This is a genomic window from Alkalibacterium sp. m-11 (genome assembly GCF_054658155.1).
The window spans coordinates 26,813-43,784 of sequence record NZ_BAAGIR010000008.1; the positions used below are offsets into that span (position 1 = coordinate 26,813).

General features: G+C 43.9%; 14 protein-coding genes. All 14 read right to left on the reverse strand.

Features of this window, described 5'->3' with window-relative positions; translation table 11 throughout:
• Positions 1–5 precede the first annotated feature (5 nt).
• The 14 genes from ACYQ2O_RS01870 to rpsB all read right to left on the reverse strand — a co-directional run bounded on the left by ACYQ2O_RS01870 (position 6) and on the right by rpsB (position 16,670).
• Positions 6–305: a L7Ae/L30e/S12e/Gadd45 family ribosomal protein gene (locus tag ACYQ2O_RS01870; RefSeq protein ID WP_459795888.1), complete on the reverse strand. Its 300-nt coding sequence runs from the start codon at positions 303–305 to the stop codon at positions 6–8.
• Complete coding sequence (rnpM, locus tag ACYQ2O_RS01875) at positions 295–591, reverse strand: RNase P modulator RnpM (protein ID WP_459795889.1); 297 nt, start codon at positions 589–591, stop codon at positions 295–297. The genes ACYQ2O_RS01870 and rnpM overlap by 11 nt, the downstream gene beginning before the upstream one ends.
• A 155-nt stretch (positions 592–746) precedes the next feature.
• Positions 747–2,051 (reverse strand): transcription termination factor NusA, encoded by a 1,305-nt coding sequence (nusA, locus tag ACYQ2O_RS01880; RefSeq protein WP_459795890.1) that lies wholly within the window; start codon positions 2,049–2,051, stop codon positions 747–749.
• Positions 2,052–2,090: 39 nt separating this feature from the next.
• The gene (gene rimP / locus ACYQ2O_RS01885) at positions 2,091–2,561 is read right to left on the reverse strand and encodes a ribosome maturation factor RimP (protein ID WP_459795891.1); all 471 of its coding nucleotides are present in this window, start codon (positions 2,559–2,561) and stop codon (positions 2,091–2,093) included.
• 163 nt (positions 2,562–2,724) lie between these two features.
• Positions 2,725–7,056, reverse strand: a complete 4,332-nt coding sequence (locus ACYQ2O_RS01890; RefSeq protein WP_459795892.1) for a PolC-type DNA polymerase III — start codon at positions 7,054–7,056, stop codon at positions 2,725–2,727.
• Positions 7,057–7,147: 91 nt separating this feature from the next.
• Positions 7,148–8,860, reverse strand: coding sequence for a proline--tRNA ligase (locus ACYQ2O_RS01895; RefSeq protein WP_459768637.1), 1,713 nt, complete (start codon positions 8,858–8,860; stop codon positions 7,148–7,150).
• A 24-nt stretch (positions 8,861–8,884) separates the two neighbouring features.
• Entirely contained in the window at positions 8,885–10,153 is a 1,269-nt protein-coding gene (gene rseP, locus ACYQ2O_RS01900; protein WP_459768639.1) for an RIP metalloprotease RseP, read from the reverse strand.
• Between the two features lie 15 nt (positions 10,154–10,168).
• Complete coding sequence (locus ACYQ2O_RS01905; RefSeq protein WP_459795893.1) at positions 10,169–10,951, reverse strand: phosphatidate cytidylyltransferase; 783 nt, start codon at positions 10,949–10,951, stop codon at positions 10,169–10,171.
• A 25-nt stretch (positions 10,952–10,976) separates the two neighbouring features.
• On the reverse strand, positions 10,977–11,702 hold the full coding sequence (locus ACYQ2O_RS01910) for an isoprenyl transferase (protein WP_459795896.1): 726 nt from the start codon (positions 11,700–11,702) through the stop codon (positions 10,977–10,979).
• A gap of 375 nt (positions 11,703–12,077) precedes the next feature.
• Positions 12,078–12,599 (reverse strand): ribosome recycling factor, encoded by a 522-nt coding sequence (frr, locus tag ACYQ2O_RS01915; RefSeq protein ID WP_459795897.1) that lies wholly within the window; start codon positions 12,597–12,599, stop codon positions 12,078–12,080.
• Between the two features lie 32 nt (positions 12,600–12,631).
• A complete protein-coding gene (gene pyrH, locus ACYQ2O_RS01920; protein ID WP_459795894.1) occupies positions 12,632–13,360 on the reverse strand; it encodes a UMP kinase in 729 nt (242 codons plus the stop codon).
• A 129-nt stretch (positions 13,361–13,489) separates the two neighbouring features.
• On the reverse strand, positions 13,490–14,884 hold the full coding sequence (locus ACYQ2O_RS01925; protein ID WP_459768643.1) for a flavocytochrome c: 1,395 nt from the start codon (positions 14,882–14,884) through the stop codon (positions 13,490–13,492).
• A gap of 98 nt (positions 14,885–14,982) precedes the next feature.
• Positions 14,983–15,867 carry a translation elongation factor Ts gene (gene tsf / locus ACYQ2O_RS01930; RefSeq protein WP_346024034.1) on the reverse strand — a complete coding sequence of 295 codons (885 nt, stop codon included), beginning with the start codon at positions 15,865–15,867 and terminating at the stop codon, positions 14,983–14,985.
• 44 nt (positions 15,868–15,911) lie between these two features.
• Positions 15,912–16,670, reverse strand: coding sequence for a 30S ribosomal protein S2 (gene rpsB / locus ACYQ2O_RS01935; RefSeq protein ID WP_459768645.1), 759 nt, complete (start codon positions 16,668–16,670; stop codon positions 15,912–15,914).
• Positions 16,671–16,972 lie beyond the last annotated feature (302 nt).

Below are 16,972 nucleotides of genomic sequence, written 5' to 3' on the forward strand. Positions count from 1 at the left end.
TCATTTTACAGCAATTTTTGAAGGGAATGCACAAAGCCTTTATCTAAAAGGGCGCATACTGTCCGATCCTTCCCTAAAGCATGAGAGAGCTCTTCTCTGGAAAACTCTGTTACAACTGGGATGTTGTAGTGCTCACACTTATTCAAAAATTGCTTTCTAGTGTTCTCACTTGCATTTGATGCTAAACATACTGTTTTTGCTTTTTTAGATCTGACTGCCTGAAGCACCAAGGCTTCTCCAGATATCAGCTGACCGGCTCTCTGGGACAGGCCTATCAGATTTAATGCACGTTGTTTATTGTTCATTTTCAATTTCCATCCGCGCTTGTCTGTATTCGATATATTCGATCAGCTCATCATAAAATGACTGCTCGATCGTTGCGTTCAGTGCCTGACTGATCAGGTTTTTGTCTTTCGCTTTCTGAACCAGCGCAGTGTCAAGAGAAATGTAGGCTCCTCTGCCATTCTTCTTGCCCGAAGGATCGATGGATACAATCCCGTCCTTGCTGCGGACCAGACGTACCATCTCTTTCTTAGGCTTCATTTCTCCAGATGCGATGCATTTTCTCATTGGTACTTTACGATTCTGCATGACTGCCCACCTTAATTGATCTCTTAACTTCCCAGGTTCTCATCATCTTCTGAGAATGTCGCTTCTTCGATTTCTTCCATTGATGCTTCGGTTGCGTCCTCTTCGCCTCTGCCGTCTCTTTCTTCAGCAAATTCGATCAGATCTTCTGCATCGTTTCAGTCAAGTTCACCAGACTGAAAGTCTGTTTCCATGACAGGTTCTCCCGGCTGTGCATCAGGCTGATCGTTATCTTGAGCATACACAGTAGAATCTCCTGCGTCAGAGACTTCTTCTTCATCAAGTGCTTCAACTTCTATCGTCTCATCTTCAGAAAACAGTGTATCTGCATCAGCTAAGGCATCTGCCTGCTGCACTGCTTCTTCGCTGTCATCGTTCAAAGCATTAAAGAAAGAATCGTCTTTAAGCTCTTCTGCTTCTTTGGCAAGAGCTTCCATATCAGATTCGGATTTGATGTCGATCTTGAAGCCAGTCAATTTAGCTGCCAGACGAACATTCTGTCCACGCTTACCGATAGCCAGTGACAGCTGATAGTCCGGGACAACGATCACACATGAATGCTGATCTTCATCAAACTGAACATCAATGACCTGAGCCGGATTTAAAGCATTTTTGATATAGACAGAAGGGTCTTTGTCCCATTCGACGATATCCATGTTTTCGCCGTTCAGCTCATTAACGATGGCCTGTACACGAGACCCTCTTGGTCCGACACACGTTCCGACAGGGTCGACATTTTCATCTCGGGACGACACAGCAATCTTCGCGCGGTCACCAGCTTCTCTTGCAATCGATACGATTTCTACTATGCCATCGTAGATTTCCGGCACTTCCTGTTCAAACAGACGCTTGATCAAGTTCGGATGTGTCCGGCTGACAAAGACTTGAGGTCCTTTTGTCGAGTTCTCTACATTGCTGACGTATACTTTGATACGGTCATGTGTTGCATACGTTTCGTTTTCAATCTGATCACGCTTAGAAAGAACAGCTTCCACTTTTCCTAAGTTGATGTATATGAACTTGCTGTCCTGACGCTCGACGGTGCCCGTCATCAGATCATCTTCATAGGCAATATATTCGTTGTAGATTATTGAACGCTCGGCTTCACGCATTCGCTGCATGATCACTTGCTTAGCTGTCTGAGCTGCAATCCGTCCGAAGTTCCTAGGCGTTACTTCAAACTTGATTTTATCTCCTACTTCGTAAGCTTTGTTTCGTTCACGTGCTTCTGTCAGACTAATTTCCAGCTGAGAGTCATACACATCTTCTACCACTTCTTTAACCTGGTTGACCGTAATCGTACCGGTATCTTCGTCAAAGTTCACTTCAACGTTCTGGGACGTCCCATAGTTACGCTTGTAGGCTGAAACGAGTGCAGCTTCCAGTGCGTCGATCACGATTTCTTTGGAGATGCCTTTTTCCTGTTCAAGTGTCTCAAGAGCAGCTGCCAATTCTTTACTCATATTTATACCCCTTTATAAAGTAGTTACTTTTTATCTGAATTAAAATTCGATGGCGTATCTCGCCTTAGCGACCTGACCTTTAGACAGAACCAATTCTTTCCGGCGTGTCTTGATCATAACTTCCATAACCAGTTCATCGCCGTTGTAAGATTTCAGATGACCTTCATAGGCATCGAACCCTCCAATTTCACCATTTATTGCCACATAGATGTACTTACCGACAGCTTTCTCGAAATCTTCTTCTGTTTTTAAAGGACGTTCCGCTCCCGGTGAGGACACTTCCAGATAATAAGCGTGCGGAATCGGGTCTGGTTCAATGGCATCCAGTGTCTCTCCAACTTTTTCGCTGAACAGGGCACAGTCATCAAGATCGACACCTGCTTCTTTATCGATGTATAATCTTAAAAACCAGTTTTTACCTTCTTTAACGTATTCCACATCAACTAGTTCATATCCTAATTCATCTGCCAATGGCTCTGACAGTTCTCTTACTTTGTCTATTGTATTCAAACACTTCACTCTCCTCTCAAATGAGTACGATGTTGTCGCAGCATTCGTCAAGGCTGTGAAAAAGAGTGAGCGGATTCGCTCACTCTTTACACGGTCTATCTCGCTCGATTCGTCTACTAGTGTACCACACATGCCTAAACAAGGCAACTTTAAGGGCATCAGACTAGATGTCGAACAGAGAAAGCTGATTTTCGTCTGGAAGTCCTTTTAATGCCTGATTTGTTTCCAGATATTCCATCACGGTTTTTGAGACTTTCCCTCTTCTTGAAAGGTCCTCTTTTGAAAGGAAAGGCTCGTCTTCTCTAGCCTCTACGATCGCTCCTGCTACACTTGCTCCAAGAGATGGGACAGCTCTGAATGGTGAGATCAGTGCGTTGTCTTCAATGATAAAGTCAGTGGCGTGCGATTTATCCAGATCGACCATCTTGAATTCAAAGCCACGCTCAACCATTTCATTAGCCAGTTCCAGTACCGTCAGGAGGTTCTTTTCCTTCGTACTGGCATCCATCCCTTTATCCGTAATTTCTTTCATTCTTGACTTGATGCCGTCTTTCCCCTGGCACATCGCTTCCAGATCAAAGTCACTGGCTCTGATGGAAAAGTATGCGGCATAGTAGTAAAGCGGATAATGCACCTTGAAGTAGGCGACCCGAAGTGCCATAAGGACGTAGGCAGCTGCGTGGGCTTTAGGGAACATATACTTGATTTTCAGGCAGGAATCGATATACCATTCCGGCACGTCTTCTTCACGCATGACGGCCTGCCACTCATCCGGTATCCCTCGACCCTTACGAACATGCTCCATGATCTTGAAGGCTATGTCATCTTCTAATCCCTGATGCTGAAGGTAGACCATGATGTCATCACGACACCCGATTACTTCAGCCAGAGGGATGTTATGCAATCTAATCAGTTCCTCAGCATTGCCCAGCCAGACATCCGTTCCGTGTGACAGTCCGGAGATCTGAAGCAGCTCAGCAAAGGTCGTCGGATTGGTCTGCTCAAGCATCTGACGAACGAATCGTGTCCCGAACTCCGGAACACCCAAGGTCCCTGTTTTTGAGAAGATCTGTTCTTCAGTGACTCCGAGAACTTCTGTGCCGCTGAAGAGTTTCATGACGCCAGGATCGTTGACAGGGATATCCAGAGGATCGATTCCTGAAAGGTCCTGCAGCTTACGGATCATTGTCGGATCATCGTGTCCCAGGATATCAAGTTTTAGCACATTGTCATGAATGGAATGAAAATCGAAATGCGTCGTTTTCCATTTAGACTCCTGATCATCTGCTGGATACTGCACTGGACTGAAGTCGTAGACATCCATATAGTCCGGAATAACGATGATTCCACCAGGGTGCTGCCCGGTTGTCCGTTTGACACCTGTCAGCCCCTTGGACAGACGGTCGATTTCGGCTGATCTATAATGCAGCTGATGATCCCTCTCGAATCCTTTAACGAAGCCAAAAGCAGTTCGGTCTGCAATCGTACCGATCGTACCGGCTCTGTAGACGTATTCTTCCCCAAACAACTCTTTTGTATAGTGGTGCGCTGTTGCCTGATACTCTCCCGAGAAGTTCAAATCGATATCAGGAACTTTATCTCCTTTGAATCCCAGGAAGGTTTCAAACGGAATATCCTGTCCGTCTCTGTATAAGTCAGCCTGACAGTTCGGGCAGGCTTTCTCCGGAAGATCGAACCCCGACCCCACTTCTCCTTCAGTGAAGAACTCAGAGTACTGACAGCTGTTGCATCGGTAATGTGGAGGCATTGGGTTGACTTCTGTGATCCCCGTCATCGTAGCAACGAAGCTCGAGCCGACCGACCCCCTTGAACCAACGAGATACCCATCTTCAATACTCTTATGCACCAGTTTCTGAGAAATCAGATAGATAACGGAAAACCCGTTTCCGATGATACTGTCCAGCTCTTTCTCAAGCCGGGCTTCGATGATTTCCGGAAGCGGATCACCATAGAGACTGTGAGCCTTATCGTAGCTCATCTGTCTGATCTCTTCTTCCGCACCTTCCATCTTAGGAGTGAAGAGATCTTTCTTCACTGGAGTGATGCCGTCTTCGATCTGACGATTGAGAAGCTGTGGGTTCTCTATGACGACTTCGCGGGCCTTGTCTTCTCCGAGGAAGCGGAACGCGTCCATCATTTCATTTGTTGTCCTGAAATGAACAGCTGGATTATTTCCTGGTGACGAAGCAACTGATGACTGTGTCTCCATCAGGATGTCACGGTAAACAGCATCTTCCGGATGAATGTAGTGGACATTCCCAGTCGCAATGACCGGCTTGTCCAGCTCTTCACCCAGTTTGATCATGTTGGTCAGAATATCTTCCAGATCAGCATCACTTCTGACTAGCTCCCGTTGAATCAGGTCACTGTATACTTCTTTGGGCATGATCTCCAGATAATCGTAAAACTCCGCAACTCTTCGGGCTTCTTCATAGCCTTTTTGCATCATCGCTTCAAAGACTTCACCTTTTGAACAGCCGGATCCTACTATAATGCCTTCCCTGTGTTTTTCCAGTACAGAACGAGGCAGTCTGGGGACTCTGTAAAAATAATCCACTAGTGACGTTGAAATCAGTTTGAATAGATTCTTCAGTCCGGACTGTGAACTTGCCCATAAGGTCACATGGCTCGGACGGGAGCGTTTATACGCATCTCCCTCACCCATGAACTGATTTAATTCATCGTGATAATGGATGTTGTGTTCTTCCTGCGCCTTCTTGACAAAGATCCAAAGTAGATTACCGGTCGTCTGCGAATCATAGATCGCACGGTGGTGCTGTTCAAGATTGACTTTGAAGCACTTGGCCAGCGTATTGAGTCGATGACTTTTGAATGTCGGGTTGATGAACCGTGAAAATTCAAGTGTATCGATGACCGGAAGGGTCGATACGTCCATCTTGTGTTTCTTGTATGCAGTGTTCAGAAAGCCCATATCGAATGAGGCATTGTGAGCAACAAGAATCGTGTCTTCAGAAAAAGCTCTGAACCGCTCCAAGACATCTTTTTCGGTCTTGGATCCCCGTACCATATCATCGGTAATGCCGGTCAGCTGAACGGTCGTTTCTGACAGCGGATGACCCGGATCGATGAACTCCTGAAACTCTTCCACCACATTTCCTTTGTGCATTTTTACAGCCGCAAGTTCAATTATGCTGTCATAAATAGCTGAGAGCCCTGTAGTTTCAACGTCGAATACGACATAAGTCGATTCATTCAGGTTAAGGTGGCTTTCATTATAAGCCACCGGCACTCCGTCATCGACCAGATTTGCCTCCAGCCCGTAAATGACTTTTATATTATTTTTCTGACCGGCAGCATGGGCTTCTGGGAATGACTGACCACCTCCATGGTCCGTAATCGCAATGGCTTCATGTCCCCACTTGGCCGCCTGTTCGATCAGTGCAGTCGCCCCGGAAATCGCGTCCATTTGACTCATATTTGTGTGGGCATGCAGCTCAATGCGCTTGCTTTCCCCTTCGAACGTATCTTCTCTTTCAGCATGGAAGGTCTGAGTAATATCCTGTACGTTCATCACAAGATCCCTCATGAATGTGTCTTCCTGAATGCTCCCTCTGACCTTTACCCAGATACCGGGTTTAATCGCATCAAAAAGAGCTTCGTCTGATTCATTGTTTGAGAACCGTTTACAGGTAAAAGATGAAGAATAATCGGTAATCTTCATCAGAAGCAGTTTTCTTCCGGATCTCAGTTCTCTGACTTCAGAGTCGAATACATATCCTTCAAGCGTGATGCGTCGCTCTTCTTCAACAACTTCGATCATTTGCTTGACTTCTTCGTTAGCTGGGATAGCCCGTCCCAGTTTGATCGGGCCACTATGACTGTCTTCTCTGGACTGCTCTTTTTTCTTTTCGGCAGTTTCGATCATTTTCGTATACTCCTGAGCCATCAGCTGGTCATTTTCTTCTTTTTTAAGTTTGAATTCATTGACCTTATCCTGACTAGCCTGAGCATCTACTAAAGCCCTGACTGAAAAGGTTTCAGGAAATCCCAGTTTGTGATAGGCCTTGCTGATCTGAGGCAGGAAATCTTTGTCGTATTTGTCGAAAACAAGCTCCTGGTCAATTATGAACAGCCATTTTTTATCTTTAAAAACAGGAAAACGTTCTGAAAAAACCTGGTTGCAAATTGGTGAATCCACTCCACTTTGCTTGCACGCTTCATTCCAGTAATCTCTCACTTTTTCCACAGTGATAGTTGGCTCGCTAGTCCGGACAGTCAGGTTCACTTCACAAATCGCCTTGAACGATTCTCGGATGGCGTGACTGATGGTCAGATAGAGACGGTAAGGCAGAATGTTCGGAAATGTCAGAACAAGGTCCCATTTCTTCTCTCGTTTATAGACGGTGACTGATTCAACTTCACCCTTATGTATCCATTCTTTATCTTCATCACTTAATTCGACTTTTGTCTGTTTAAGAAGTGTCTGAAACAGTTCAGTTTTATTTAAACTCAAAGTAAATCCTTCTTTCTCCTGTCACTTTCCTACGATTATAGAACAGAAAACTGAGACAGTAAATGCCTCAGTTTTCATTTTAATCATTTAATTAGTTCTGATTGTTCATCAGAATATCGATGGTCTGCAGCACTTCATCTAGTCTGGCTTCGACCATTTCACCAGTCTTGCGGATGTTTATTTCTACTATACCTTCAGCTGCTTTTTTACCAACAGTCAGCTGTACCGGAATACCGATCAGTTCTGCATCTGTGAATTTAACACCAGGACGCTCATTACGGTCGTCCAGAAGAACTTTATAGCCTTTAGACTTGAAATCATCATAAAGGCGGAAAGCCAGTTCTTTCTGCTCGTCATTTTTCACTTGGACAGGGATAATATGCAGATCGAACGGGGCAACAGCGGCTGGCCACACCAGTCCTTTATCATCGGCATACTGTTCAGCAATAGCTGAAAGCAGTCGGCTGACTCCGATGCCGTAGCTTCCCATAATAACTGGCGTCTGTCTGCCATTACTGTCCAGAACGGTAGCATTCATAGCGTCGCTGTAACGTGTTCCCAGCTTAAAGATGTGCCCGATTTCAATTCCCTTGGTAAATTTCAGGCTGCCTTTCCCGTCAGGAGAAGGGTCGCCTTCCTTAACTGTACGGATATCGGCAAATGTTTCAACCGAAAAGTCTCGCCCTGGATTGACATTGGTTAGGTGAATCCCTTCTTTATTCGCTCCAGTTACGCCATTGACCACATCCTGAACATGCAGGTCTGCGATAATTCGAACTTCATCAGAGAGGTCGACCGGTCCAACGTAACCAGGTACTGTCTTGAAGATAGACTTGATCTGGTCATCCTCTGCAGGCACGACCTCTTCAGCTCCGATAGCGTTTCTAAGCTTGATATCGTTAACCTCCTGATCGCCTCTAACGATCGCAAGAACAGGCGTCTCATTATCTGCCATGTAGAGCACACTTTTGAGAAGCTGAGCTTTAGGTAAATCAAGGAACTCAGAAAGCTCCTGAATCGTTGTCGTATCGGGCGTGTCCACTTCTTTCATTTCAAGCAGAACATCTGTATTAGGTGACTGCTTGTATGCACTTGACGCCATTTCCAGGTTGGCTGCGTAGTCACTGCCGTCGGAATACACAACGGTATCTTCACCAGCATCAGCTAGAGCCATAAATTCTACGGAGTCTTTTCCTCCCATAGCCCCTGCATCACCGATGATCGAGCGGAAATTCAGCCCGAGTCTTTCGAATGCTTTTGTATAGGCCTGGGCAATCTGATCATAAGCTTCATCCAGACTTTCATAATTATCGTGGAATGTGTAGCCATCTTTCATGATGAATTCTCTTCCGCGCATCAAACCGAAACGGGGACGCTTTTCATCTCTATATTTAGTCTGGAACTGATAGAGGTGAAGCGGAAGCTTCTTGTAAGATTTGATTTCTTCACTGATCAGTTTGGCAAATGTTTCTTCATGAGTCGGTCCAAGAATAAAATCACGCTCGTGACGATCTTTAAGCTTGATCAGATCTTCCCCGTATGTTTCATACCGTCCGGATTCCTTCCATAAATCTGCAGGAAGTAGTGCCGGAAGAAGCATTTCTGAACCCTCAATCGCATCCAGTTCTTCACGTATAATGGCTTTGATGTTTTCGATGACGCGGTATGCCAGTGGTAGATAGCTGTATACCCCTGAAGATACCTGTCTGATGTATCCTGCTCTCAAAAGCAGCTGATGACTAATCACTTCAGCATCATTTGGAACTTCTCTTAATGTAGGTGCAAATAATTTTGACTGTTTCATATAAACGACTGTCTCCTTTAGTGGTTAATTTAAAAAGAATGTCTGAATATCATTCCATGTAACTAGTAACATGAGGATTAGAAGGAACAGGACACCGATAAGTGTAATATACCCTTCCTTTTCCTGACTCAATGGTTTCTTGCGTACCGCTTCAATGAGGTTGAGCAGCAGTTTCCCTCCGTCAAGCGCGGGAATGGGAAGCAAGTTCATGATACCGAGATTCACACTTAAAAATCCGATCCAGCTGATGAGTCCGAATATTCCCGCTTGAACAACAGCTTCAGTTGTTGCATAAATTGCAACAGGTCCACCAAGCTGGTCAACACTGAAACCGCCGGTAAAGAATGATCCAAGTAAGGTAAATATTTGAGTAATGATAAACCATGTTTCTGTGAATCCGAAGGTCAATCTGGCAGTCAGACTGTCGTCTACAAATCTCTCGATGCCAATTCGCCCCACTACTTCATTGCCTGAATCATAACTGTATGGCGTGATCGTCTGCTGGACACGTTCTCCATCGGCTGTTTCGATGTCGAAAGTCATAGCTTCTTCTGGACTGTCCTGAATGATCATGAGCATTTCTTTCCAAGAGCCGACTTCTTCATCATCTATGGAAAGAACACGGTCTCCTTCTTCAAGACCGGCTTCAGCCGCAGGAGAACCTTCTTCAACTGCTCCGATAAGAGGCTCCTGAGAAGGAACCCCACCCTGCAAGAAAGCGAGGGCTGTAAATGCAATGACTGCCAGTATGAAGTTGTTCATCGGACCGGCAAAATTGGTCATCATCCGGTTGCCAAGTGACGCACTCTGGAACTGACGATCTTTCGGAGCAATCTGAAGCAATGTCCCGTCTTTTTCTACTAAAAGAGCGTCCCGATTGACTTCATATCTTTTAACTTCAGTATCAAATCCGACACGTCCGGCTATGAACAAATCTTCATTAAAATTGAAATCAGTCACTTCCAAAGGTACAGTATCCAGCGACGCGTCTTTAGACTGTAGATCGATTTTTTCGACCTTATCCTGATCATCCAAGGATAAACTGACGGTCATGCCGGGTCGTATATCAGCTTCCTCTTCATATCCTGCCATCCTGACATATCCGCCAACAGGAAGCAGCCTGATGGTATAGGTTGTTTCCCCTTTGCGATGATGAAAGATTTTCGGTCCAAATCCGATAGCAAATTCTCTTACTAGAATGCCTGCTCGTTTTGCAAAATAAAAATGCCCAAATTCGTGAATAATGACAATAATCCCAAATACAAGGGCAAACGCAAGAATAGTCTGAATCATAAAGGTCTCCTTCTTCTATCGTAATAATCCGATGACAAATAACACATTAAGTACTAAAAGCAGGCTGTCGATCCGGTCCAGTATCCCACCATGTCCTGGGAGTATCTTTCCTGAGTCCTTGACACCGTACTCTCTCTTTATCTTTGACTCAACCAGATCTCCTAACTGCCCTACTACTGAGAGCACCATCATAAAGAGAATAGAAAGGATGTAAGAGTCCGCTATCGGAAAATAAATAAGATAGATAGCGCTGACTATGGCAGAAGCAATCGTTCCACCGGCTGATCCTTCAATTGTTTTATTTGGAGATATACTAGGCGCCAATTTTGTTTTTCCAATTTTTACACCAATGAGATAAGCTCCAGTATCAGTTGCCCAGATTACTAGTAGTACAAGCAGGACAAAGGTCAGACTATACTGTCTTAACGATACTAACGAAGCAGTACCGACTCCTATATAAACCGTCATCAATAACACAGAACCGATCTGCCTGATTTTTAAATCAGGATTCCATACAGAATAAACCAGCAGTATCAAGCCTTGCAATATGATGACAGGCGTAAGGATATCACCTGAAAAAAGCTCGTTCACTCTCGGACTGAGAGCCATACTCAATACAATAAGACCCGACAGAATGGCTGGAAAGGAACGAATGCTCATCTTTTCCATCTGAACAAACTCCATCAGTGCAAAAAGCGCAACTAATCCCACCAGCAACTCTAAGGGCCATGACCCAAATATAAACAATGGTATGAATAATACTAGTGCAATAAGTGCAGTTACTATACGTTTAGACATCTTCATCCTCAGCTTTCATAGTAGTTTAGACAGCCCCGTATCTCCGCTGTCTGTTTATATAGCTCAAAAGGGCCTCGTCCAGTACATCACCGGTGAAATCAGGCCAGAGAAGATCTGAAAAATAAAATTCACTGTACGCATTCTGCCAGAGAAGAAAATTGCTTAACCTCTGTTCTCCGCTGCTTCTGATCAGAAGGTCCACATCCTGATAAGGTGCAATTGACTGCGTAAGCAGATGATGCTCGATCACTTCCTCATTTATTTCACTAATGCTAATTTCGCCATTTAAAGCCCGTTCACATAATGACTGAGTCGCTCTGACAATTTCTGCACGACTGCCGTAATTGAATGCGAAATTCAGAATCATTCCATCATTATCTTTCGTCTGATCCATTGCTTTCTGAATCGCTTTTCTTGTTGAGGAAGGAACTTTTTCTTCGAAACCAATCATGTTGACTCTCACATTCTTTTCCTGCAGTTCCGGTACGAACCGATCAAAAAAACGAATCGGCAGCTGCATAAGAAAATGAACTTCCTGAGGAGGACGTTTCCAGTTCTCGGTTGAGAACGCATAAAGTGTGAGCACTTTGATTCCACGTTCACTGGCTCTGATAGTTACTCGTCTGACTGCTTCCATGCCTTCCTGGTGCCCAAATTTCCGCGCTTTCCCTTGTCGTTCTGCCCATCGTCCATTTCCGTCCATTATCACGGCGACGTGTGCAGGTGCATTTGTTTCTTCATTTTCAACCATATTTATTGGTGCCTGATGCACCATACCCTCCTAGAAATAAATATACATCTCTTCTATTGTAGTAAAAATCTATTTAAATTGCTACAGAAATTCAGAAGGTGTTTATGAATATTTTAAAACGTTCTGTTTTCTGTATTTATGGAGATTTGCTATACTATAAGTAAGCTAACAGAAAAGTGTTAATTTAATATTAAGGAGGACCTGCATATGAGACGCTTAAGAAAGTATATTATCAGCATAGTCGTTACGTCAGTTGTTACTAAATTAGTGAACAAATACATTATCAGTAAACTATAAAGCAAAAGGAGAGTCAGCTCTGCTCTTTAAGGATGATGTGATACATTCCTTAAAAGTGCTTCAGCTACTCTCCTTTTTTTATCCTTCTAAAATTTCCTTTTCTTTTTCTGCAGATAGCTTGTCGATAGCTTTGACACTGCCATCTGTCAGCTTTTGAACTTCCTCTTCATAGTGATGAAGGTCATCTTTAGTCAGTTCTCCATCTTTTTCTGCTTTCTTCAATGAATCGATTGCATCACGGCGAATGTTCCTTACAGCAATTTTCGCATTTTCAGCTTCTTTGCCTACCTGCTTTGCTATATCTTTTCTTCTTTCTTCCGTAAGTGCCGGTACGACAAGTCGAATGACGTTCCCGTCATTTGCCGGCGGAATTCCGATATCAGACTGATTCAGTGCTTTCTCAATGTCACCGAGTGCATTTTTATCGTATGGGGTGATAAGAAGAACGCGTGCTTCAGGTACTGAAATCTGCGCTACCTGGTTCAAAGGCGTAGGTACACCATAATACTCGATGTTGATGCGATTCAGCAGACTCGGGTTAGCACGTCCTGCACGGATGCTTCCAAGTTCCCTTACATAGGCCTGCTCCGCTTTTTTCATTCTTCCCTGTGTGTCTTTCAAGATTGCTTCAGTCACTGTTTTTTCCTCCTTACAGTTGTCCCAATCGTGTCTCCTAGGGCTACACGTTTAATGTTGCCTTTTTTACTCAGATTAAATACGACTAATGGAATATCGTTGTCCATACTTAAAGAGGACGCTGTGGTATCCATTACCTGAAGTGATTTATTTATGATATCCAGATAAGTCAGTTCTTCGAACTTAACGGCATTGGCATCAATATTCGGATCAGCCGAATAAACCCCGTCGACATTGTTCTTGGCCATCATAATGACATCAGCCTGCATTTCTGCGGCTCGAAGCGCTGCAGTTGTATCTGTTGAGAAGTACGGGCTGCCAGTACCTCCGGCGAAAATGACGACACGGCCTTTTTCAAGGTGACGCATAGCTTTTCTGCGAATATATGGTTCAGCAACCTGACGCATTTCAATAGACGTCTGAACACGTGTCGGTACACCGGCATTTTCAAGTGAATCCTGTAGAGCCAGAGCATTCATGATCGTAGCAATCATCCCCATATAATCTGCCTGTGAGCGCTCCATACCCATTTCAGCTCCAACATGACCACGCCAGATATTCCCGCCGCCTACAACGATGGCGATTTCGACGCCAAGTTCATGTACATCTTTAATTTCCTGACAGATTTCATGTATAGTTGGCGGCTCTATGCCGAATCCAGCATCTCCAGCAAGAGCTTCTCCACTTAATTTCAGTACGATTCGCTTGTACTTCGGTTCATCCATATAATCGTTCCCTCCATAATTCATACATTTTTATTCTACCACATAACAAGTGCAAGGTCATTAAAAATTGACAGTTATTCCGTGCAGCTATGAGACGTTTTAAAATAATTAGCGTTCAATTTTGTTAAATTAAAAACCATAATCCCCTGCACTTTTTTGTACGTACTCTGCCGCCTGCTTTCCAGCCTGTCTTCCGAACACGATGGTTTCAGCAATTGCATTGCCACCTATCCTGTTTTCTCCATGCAGTCCCCCGCACGTTTCTCCGGCTGCATACAAGCCACTGATCTTTCTGCCATCTTCATCAATCACTTCAGACCTTGTATTGATTCTGACACCACCCATGGTATGGTGAATTCCTGGAGCCACTTCTATGGCATAAAACGAACCTGTCTGAATGGGATGTTCCATGGCAGTAGTCCGTTCGAACAGGTCATCTGTTCCATAGGCGACGGCCTGATTCCATTCTGTAATCGTTGCTGCTAATACTTCTTTTGGTACACCGATCTGATCAGCCAGTCCGTACAACGTCTCTGCTTTTAACACCATATCTTTTGACTCGTAGAACCCGACCGCGGGCACTCTTTCTTTTAGCTGTTCATCGAAAATCAGGAACGCTTTCTGTTCTGGACAGTTTATAATAGCGTGTGATACCACATCTCGACGGTCCATTTCGTTGACAAACCGTTTCCCTGACAAAGAAATGAGTATGGCTCCTTCGCCTCTTATTGCCTCTGTCAATAAAAATCGACTTCTCTGATGGACGGTGGGATGGATCTGAATCTGATCAAGATCTCTGATACTTCCTCCGACCGCCTTGACCATGTCGATCCCACTTCCTTGACTTCCTTCATGATTTGTAGTGATAAGCTTAACAAGGTCAGGAGCCACTTCTTCTATTTTTTTATAATTACTGCCAAAACCACCAGTTGCTATGACAACAGCCCTGGCCCTGACTAAGTTTTCACCTTGCCGGTCTATAGCTACATAAACGCCGTTGATCAGATTCGAATCTTCTGATGTCGACAGACGAATGACTTCTGCAGAAGTAAACAGAGGGATCCCTCGTTCTTCGACTATACGCATCAGACCTTTCATCAAGTATCCTCCGATAGCAGATCCATCAGATGGTCTATGTGTTCGTTTAACAGACATTCCGCCTGTAGTTGTGAGACTGGACAAAGTAATGTCCATTGAGTCAAGCCAGTCAACTGCTTTCGGCGATTCTTCAACAAAATAGGACAACAGCTCTACATCGTTTGTCCGGTTTCCGCCAGCCAGTGTCTCTTCATAAAAAAGTGAATGACTGTCCTCAATCCCCTGGGCCTGCTGAAATTTTGTCTGTGAAGCGTTCATTCCCGCAGATGCTTTAATGCTGTTCCCTTTCACACCCGGCATGCTCTCAAAAATAACAGGGCAGGCACCTGTATCATCTGCCTGAATCGCCGCTGATAAACCGGCTGCACCTGCACCAACGATAATTACGTCGTATTGAGTATTAAGCTGATCTTTATGTGAAATCATATGGCCTCCGTTCTGTCAGAATCCTTATGTATTTAGTAATAGAGATAGCTTGCAAAAAAAGAGCAGGGATCAAATACCCCTGCTCCATATCTACAAACTTATTTATTGCCTAATTGGCTTTGAACTTCTGCAGCGAAGTCTTCAGTACGTTTCTCAATTCCTTCTCCCACTTCGTAACGGATGAATGATTTGATAGATGCACCTTTTTCGCTCAAGTACTCACCAACAGTTTTGTCTGGATCTTTAACATATGGCTGATCAACAAGACTTACTTCTGCTAGCCATTTGTTGAGACGTCCCTGTACCATTTTTTCAACGATATTTGCAGGTTTTCCTTCATTTTTAGCTTGTTCAGTCAACACGTTCAGTTCGTGATCTCTTTCTTCCTGAGAGATTTCTTCACGAGTGATGAATTTAGGATTGATTGCCGCAATGTGCATAGATACGTTACGAGCGACTTCTACATCATCGGTTCCTTCAATAATAGAAAGAACAGTAATGCGTCCACCCATGTGCTCGTAGTCGCCGAATACATCATTGTCAGTTTTTTCTACAACAGCAAAACGACGTAGAGTGATCTTCTCACCGATAGTCTGAGTCGCTTCAGTAATTGTATCCTGAATTGAGTCTCCACCCATATCCAAAGCAAGTGCTTCTTCTATAGTTGCAGGTTTGTTTGCTGCTACAGTTTTAGTAATACCTTTAACAAGGTTCTGGAATTTATCGTTTTTAGAAACGAAGTCTGTTTCTGAGTTGATTTCTGCGATAGCCGCAACGTTACCCTCGATGTGAACGTTAGCCAGTCCTTCAGCCGCAATACGGTCTGCTTTCTTAGCTGCTTTAGATACACCTTTTTCTCTCAGGTAATCGACAGCTGCGTCTAAATCTCCATCAGTTTCCACTAATGCTTTTTTCGCATCCATCATTCCAACGCCTGTTTTATCACGTAACTCTTTTACTTGAGCTGCTTTAATGTTTGCCACAAAAATTCCTCCTTAGTCGTATATCGATCCGGTAAAAGCGATGATTACTCGTTATCGCCTTCGACGACTTCAACGATTTCATCTAGAGAATCAGATTTTGCTTCTTCTTCAAAGCCTTCTTCTCCCTGATTTCCTTCGATAACAGCATCAGCCATTGTTTTAGTCAGTAATTTTACTGCACGGATAGCATCGTCGTTTGAAGGGATGATAACGTCGATCTCATCTGGATCACAGTTAGTATCTACCATTGCTACGATTGGAATATTAAGTTTTTGAGCTTCTTTAACAGCAATGTGCTCTTGTCTTGGGTCAACAACGAATAACACGTCAGGACGCTTAGGCATATCTTTGATTCCGCCTAAGAATTTTTCAAGTCGATCGCGTTCTTTGATCAGGATACCGACTTCTTTTTTAGGAAGGACATCGAATGTTCCGTCTTCTTCCATTTTTTCAATCTGTTTCAGACGCTTGATACGCTTCTGAATTGTATCCCAGTTAGTTAGCGTCCCACCCAACCAACGGTGGTTGATGTAGTAAGCGCCAGCTCTTTGAGCTTCTTCTTTGATCGCATCTTGTGCTTGTTTTTTAGTTCCTACAAAAAGAACTGTTCCGCCATCTTCTGCAATATCACGGACATAGTTGTAAGCTTGATCGATCAGCTTAACAGTCTTCTGCAAGTCGATGATGTAGATGCCGTTTCTTTCTGTAAAGATATATGGTTTCATCTTAGGGTTCCAGCGTCTAGTCTGGTGACCGAAATGAACACCTGATTCTAATAATTGTTTCATTGATACAACTGCCATTTGTCATTCCTCCATTTGGTTTTATATTTTTCCTCCCCGAGCTTCATCTGTTTGAACACTCCATGGCAATAGAGCACCATTCAATCCATCCACTCAGGTGTGAAATTTGGTGCTTTTTGCACCGCTTATAAGTATACTACATATACTCTTAAAATGCAACTCTCAGTTAATTTTTGTATGTGTCAAGACTTTGGCGGAAACTTTTTTTCTAGAGATGGTAACTCTTCAATTTTAATATTAAAATGGCTCATTCTGTGTGTTTCATTACCCAAACATTTTCTTCAGTTGTCCCATTGGACTTG

Coding starts and splice junctions, on each gene's coding strand:
- ACYQ2O_RS01870 (WP_459795888.1), bottom strand. CDS start 305: ATGAACAATAAACAACGTGCATTAAATCTGATAGGCCTGTCCCAGAGA.
- pyrH (WP_459795894.1), bottom strand. CDS start 13,360: ATGGATGAACCGAAGTACAAGCGAATCGTACTGAAATTAAGTGGAGAA.
- ACYQ2O_RS01905 (WP_459795893.1), bottom strand. CDS start 10,951: ATGTCTAAACGTATAGTAACTGCACTTATTGCACTAGTATTATTCATA.
- ACYQ2O_RS01925 (WP_459768643.1), bottom strand. CDS start 14,884: ATGATTTCACATAAAGATCAGCTTAATACTCAATACGACGTAATTATC.
- rpsB (WP_459768645.1), bottom strand. CDS start 16,670: ATGGCAGTTGTATCAATGAAACAATTATTAGAATCAGGTGTTCATTTC.
- rseP (WP_459768639.1), bottom strand. CDS start 10,153: ATGATTCAGACTATTCTTGCGTTTGCCCTTGTATTTGGGATTATTGTC.
- rnpM (WP_459795889.1), bottom strand. CDS start 591: ATGCAGAATCGTAAAGTACCAATGAGAAAATGCATCGCATCTGGAGAA.
- nusA (WP_459795890.1), bottom strand. CDS start 2,051: ATGAGTAAAGAATTGGCAGCTGCTCTTGAGACACTTGAACAGGAAAAA.
- ACYQ2O_RS01895 (WP_459768637.1), bottom strand. CDS start 8,860: ATGAAACAGTCAAAATTATTTGCACCTACATTAAGAGAAGTTCCAAAT.
- frr (WP_459795897.1), bottom strand. CDS start 12,599: ATGAAAAAAGCGGAGCAGGCCTATGTAAGGGAACTTGGAAGCATCCGT.
- ACYQ2O_RS01910 (WP_459795896.1), bottom strand. CDS start 11,702: ATGGTTGAAAATGAAGAAACAAATGCACCTGCACACGTCGCCGTGATA.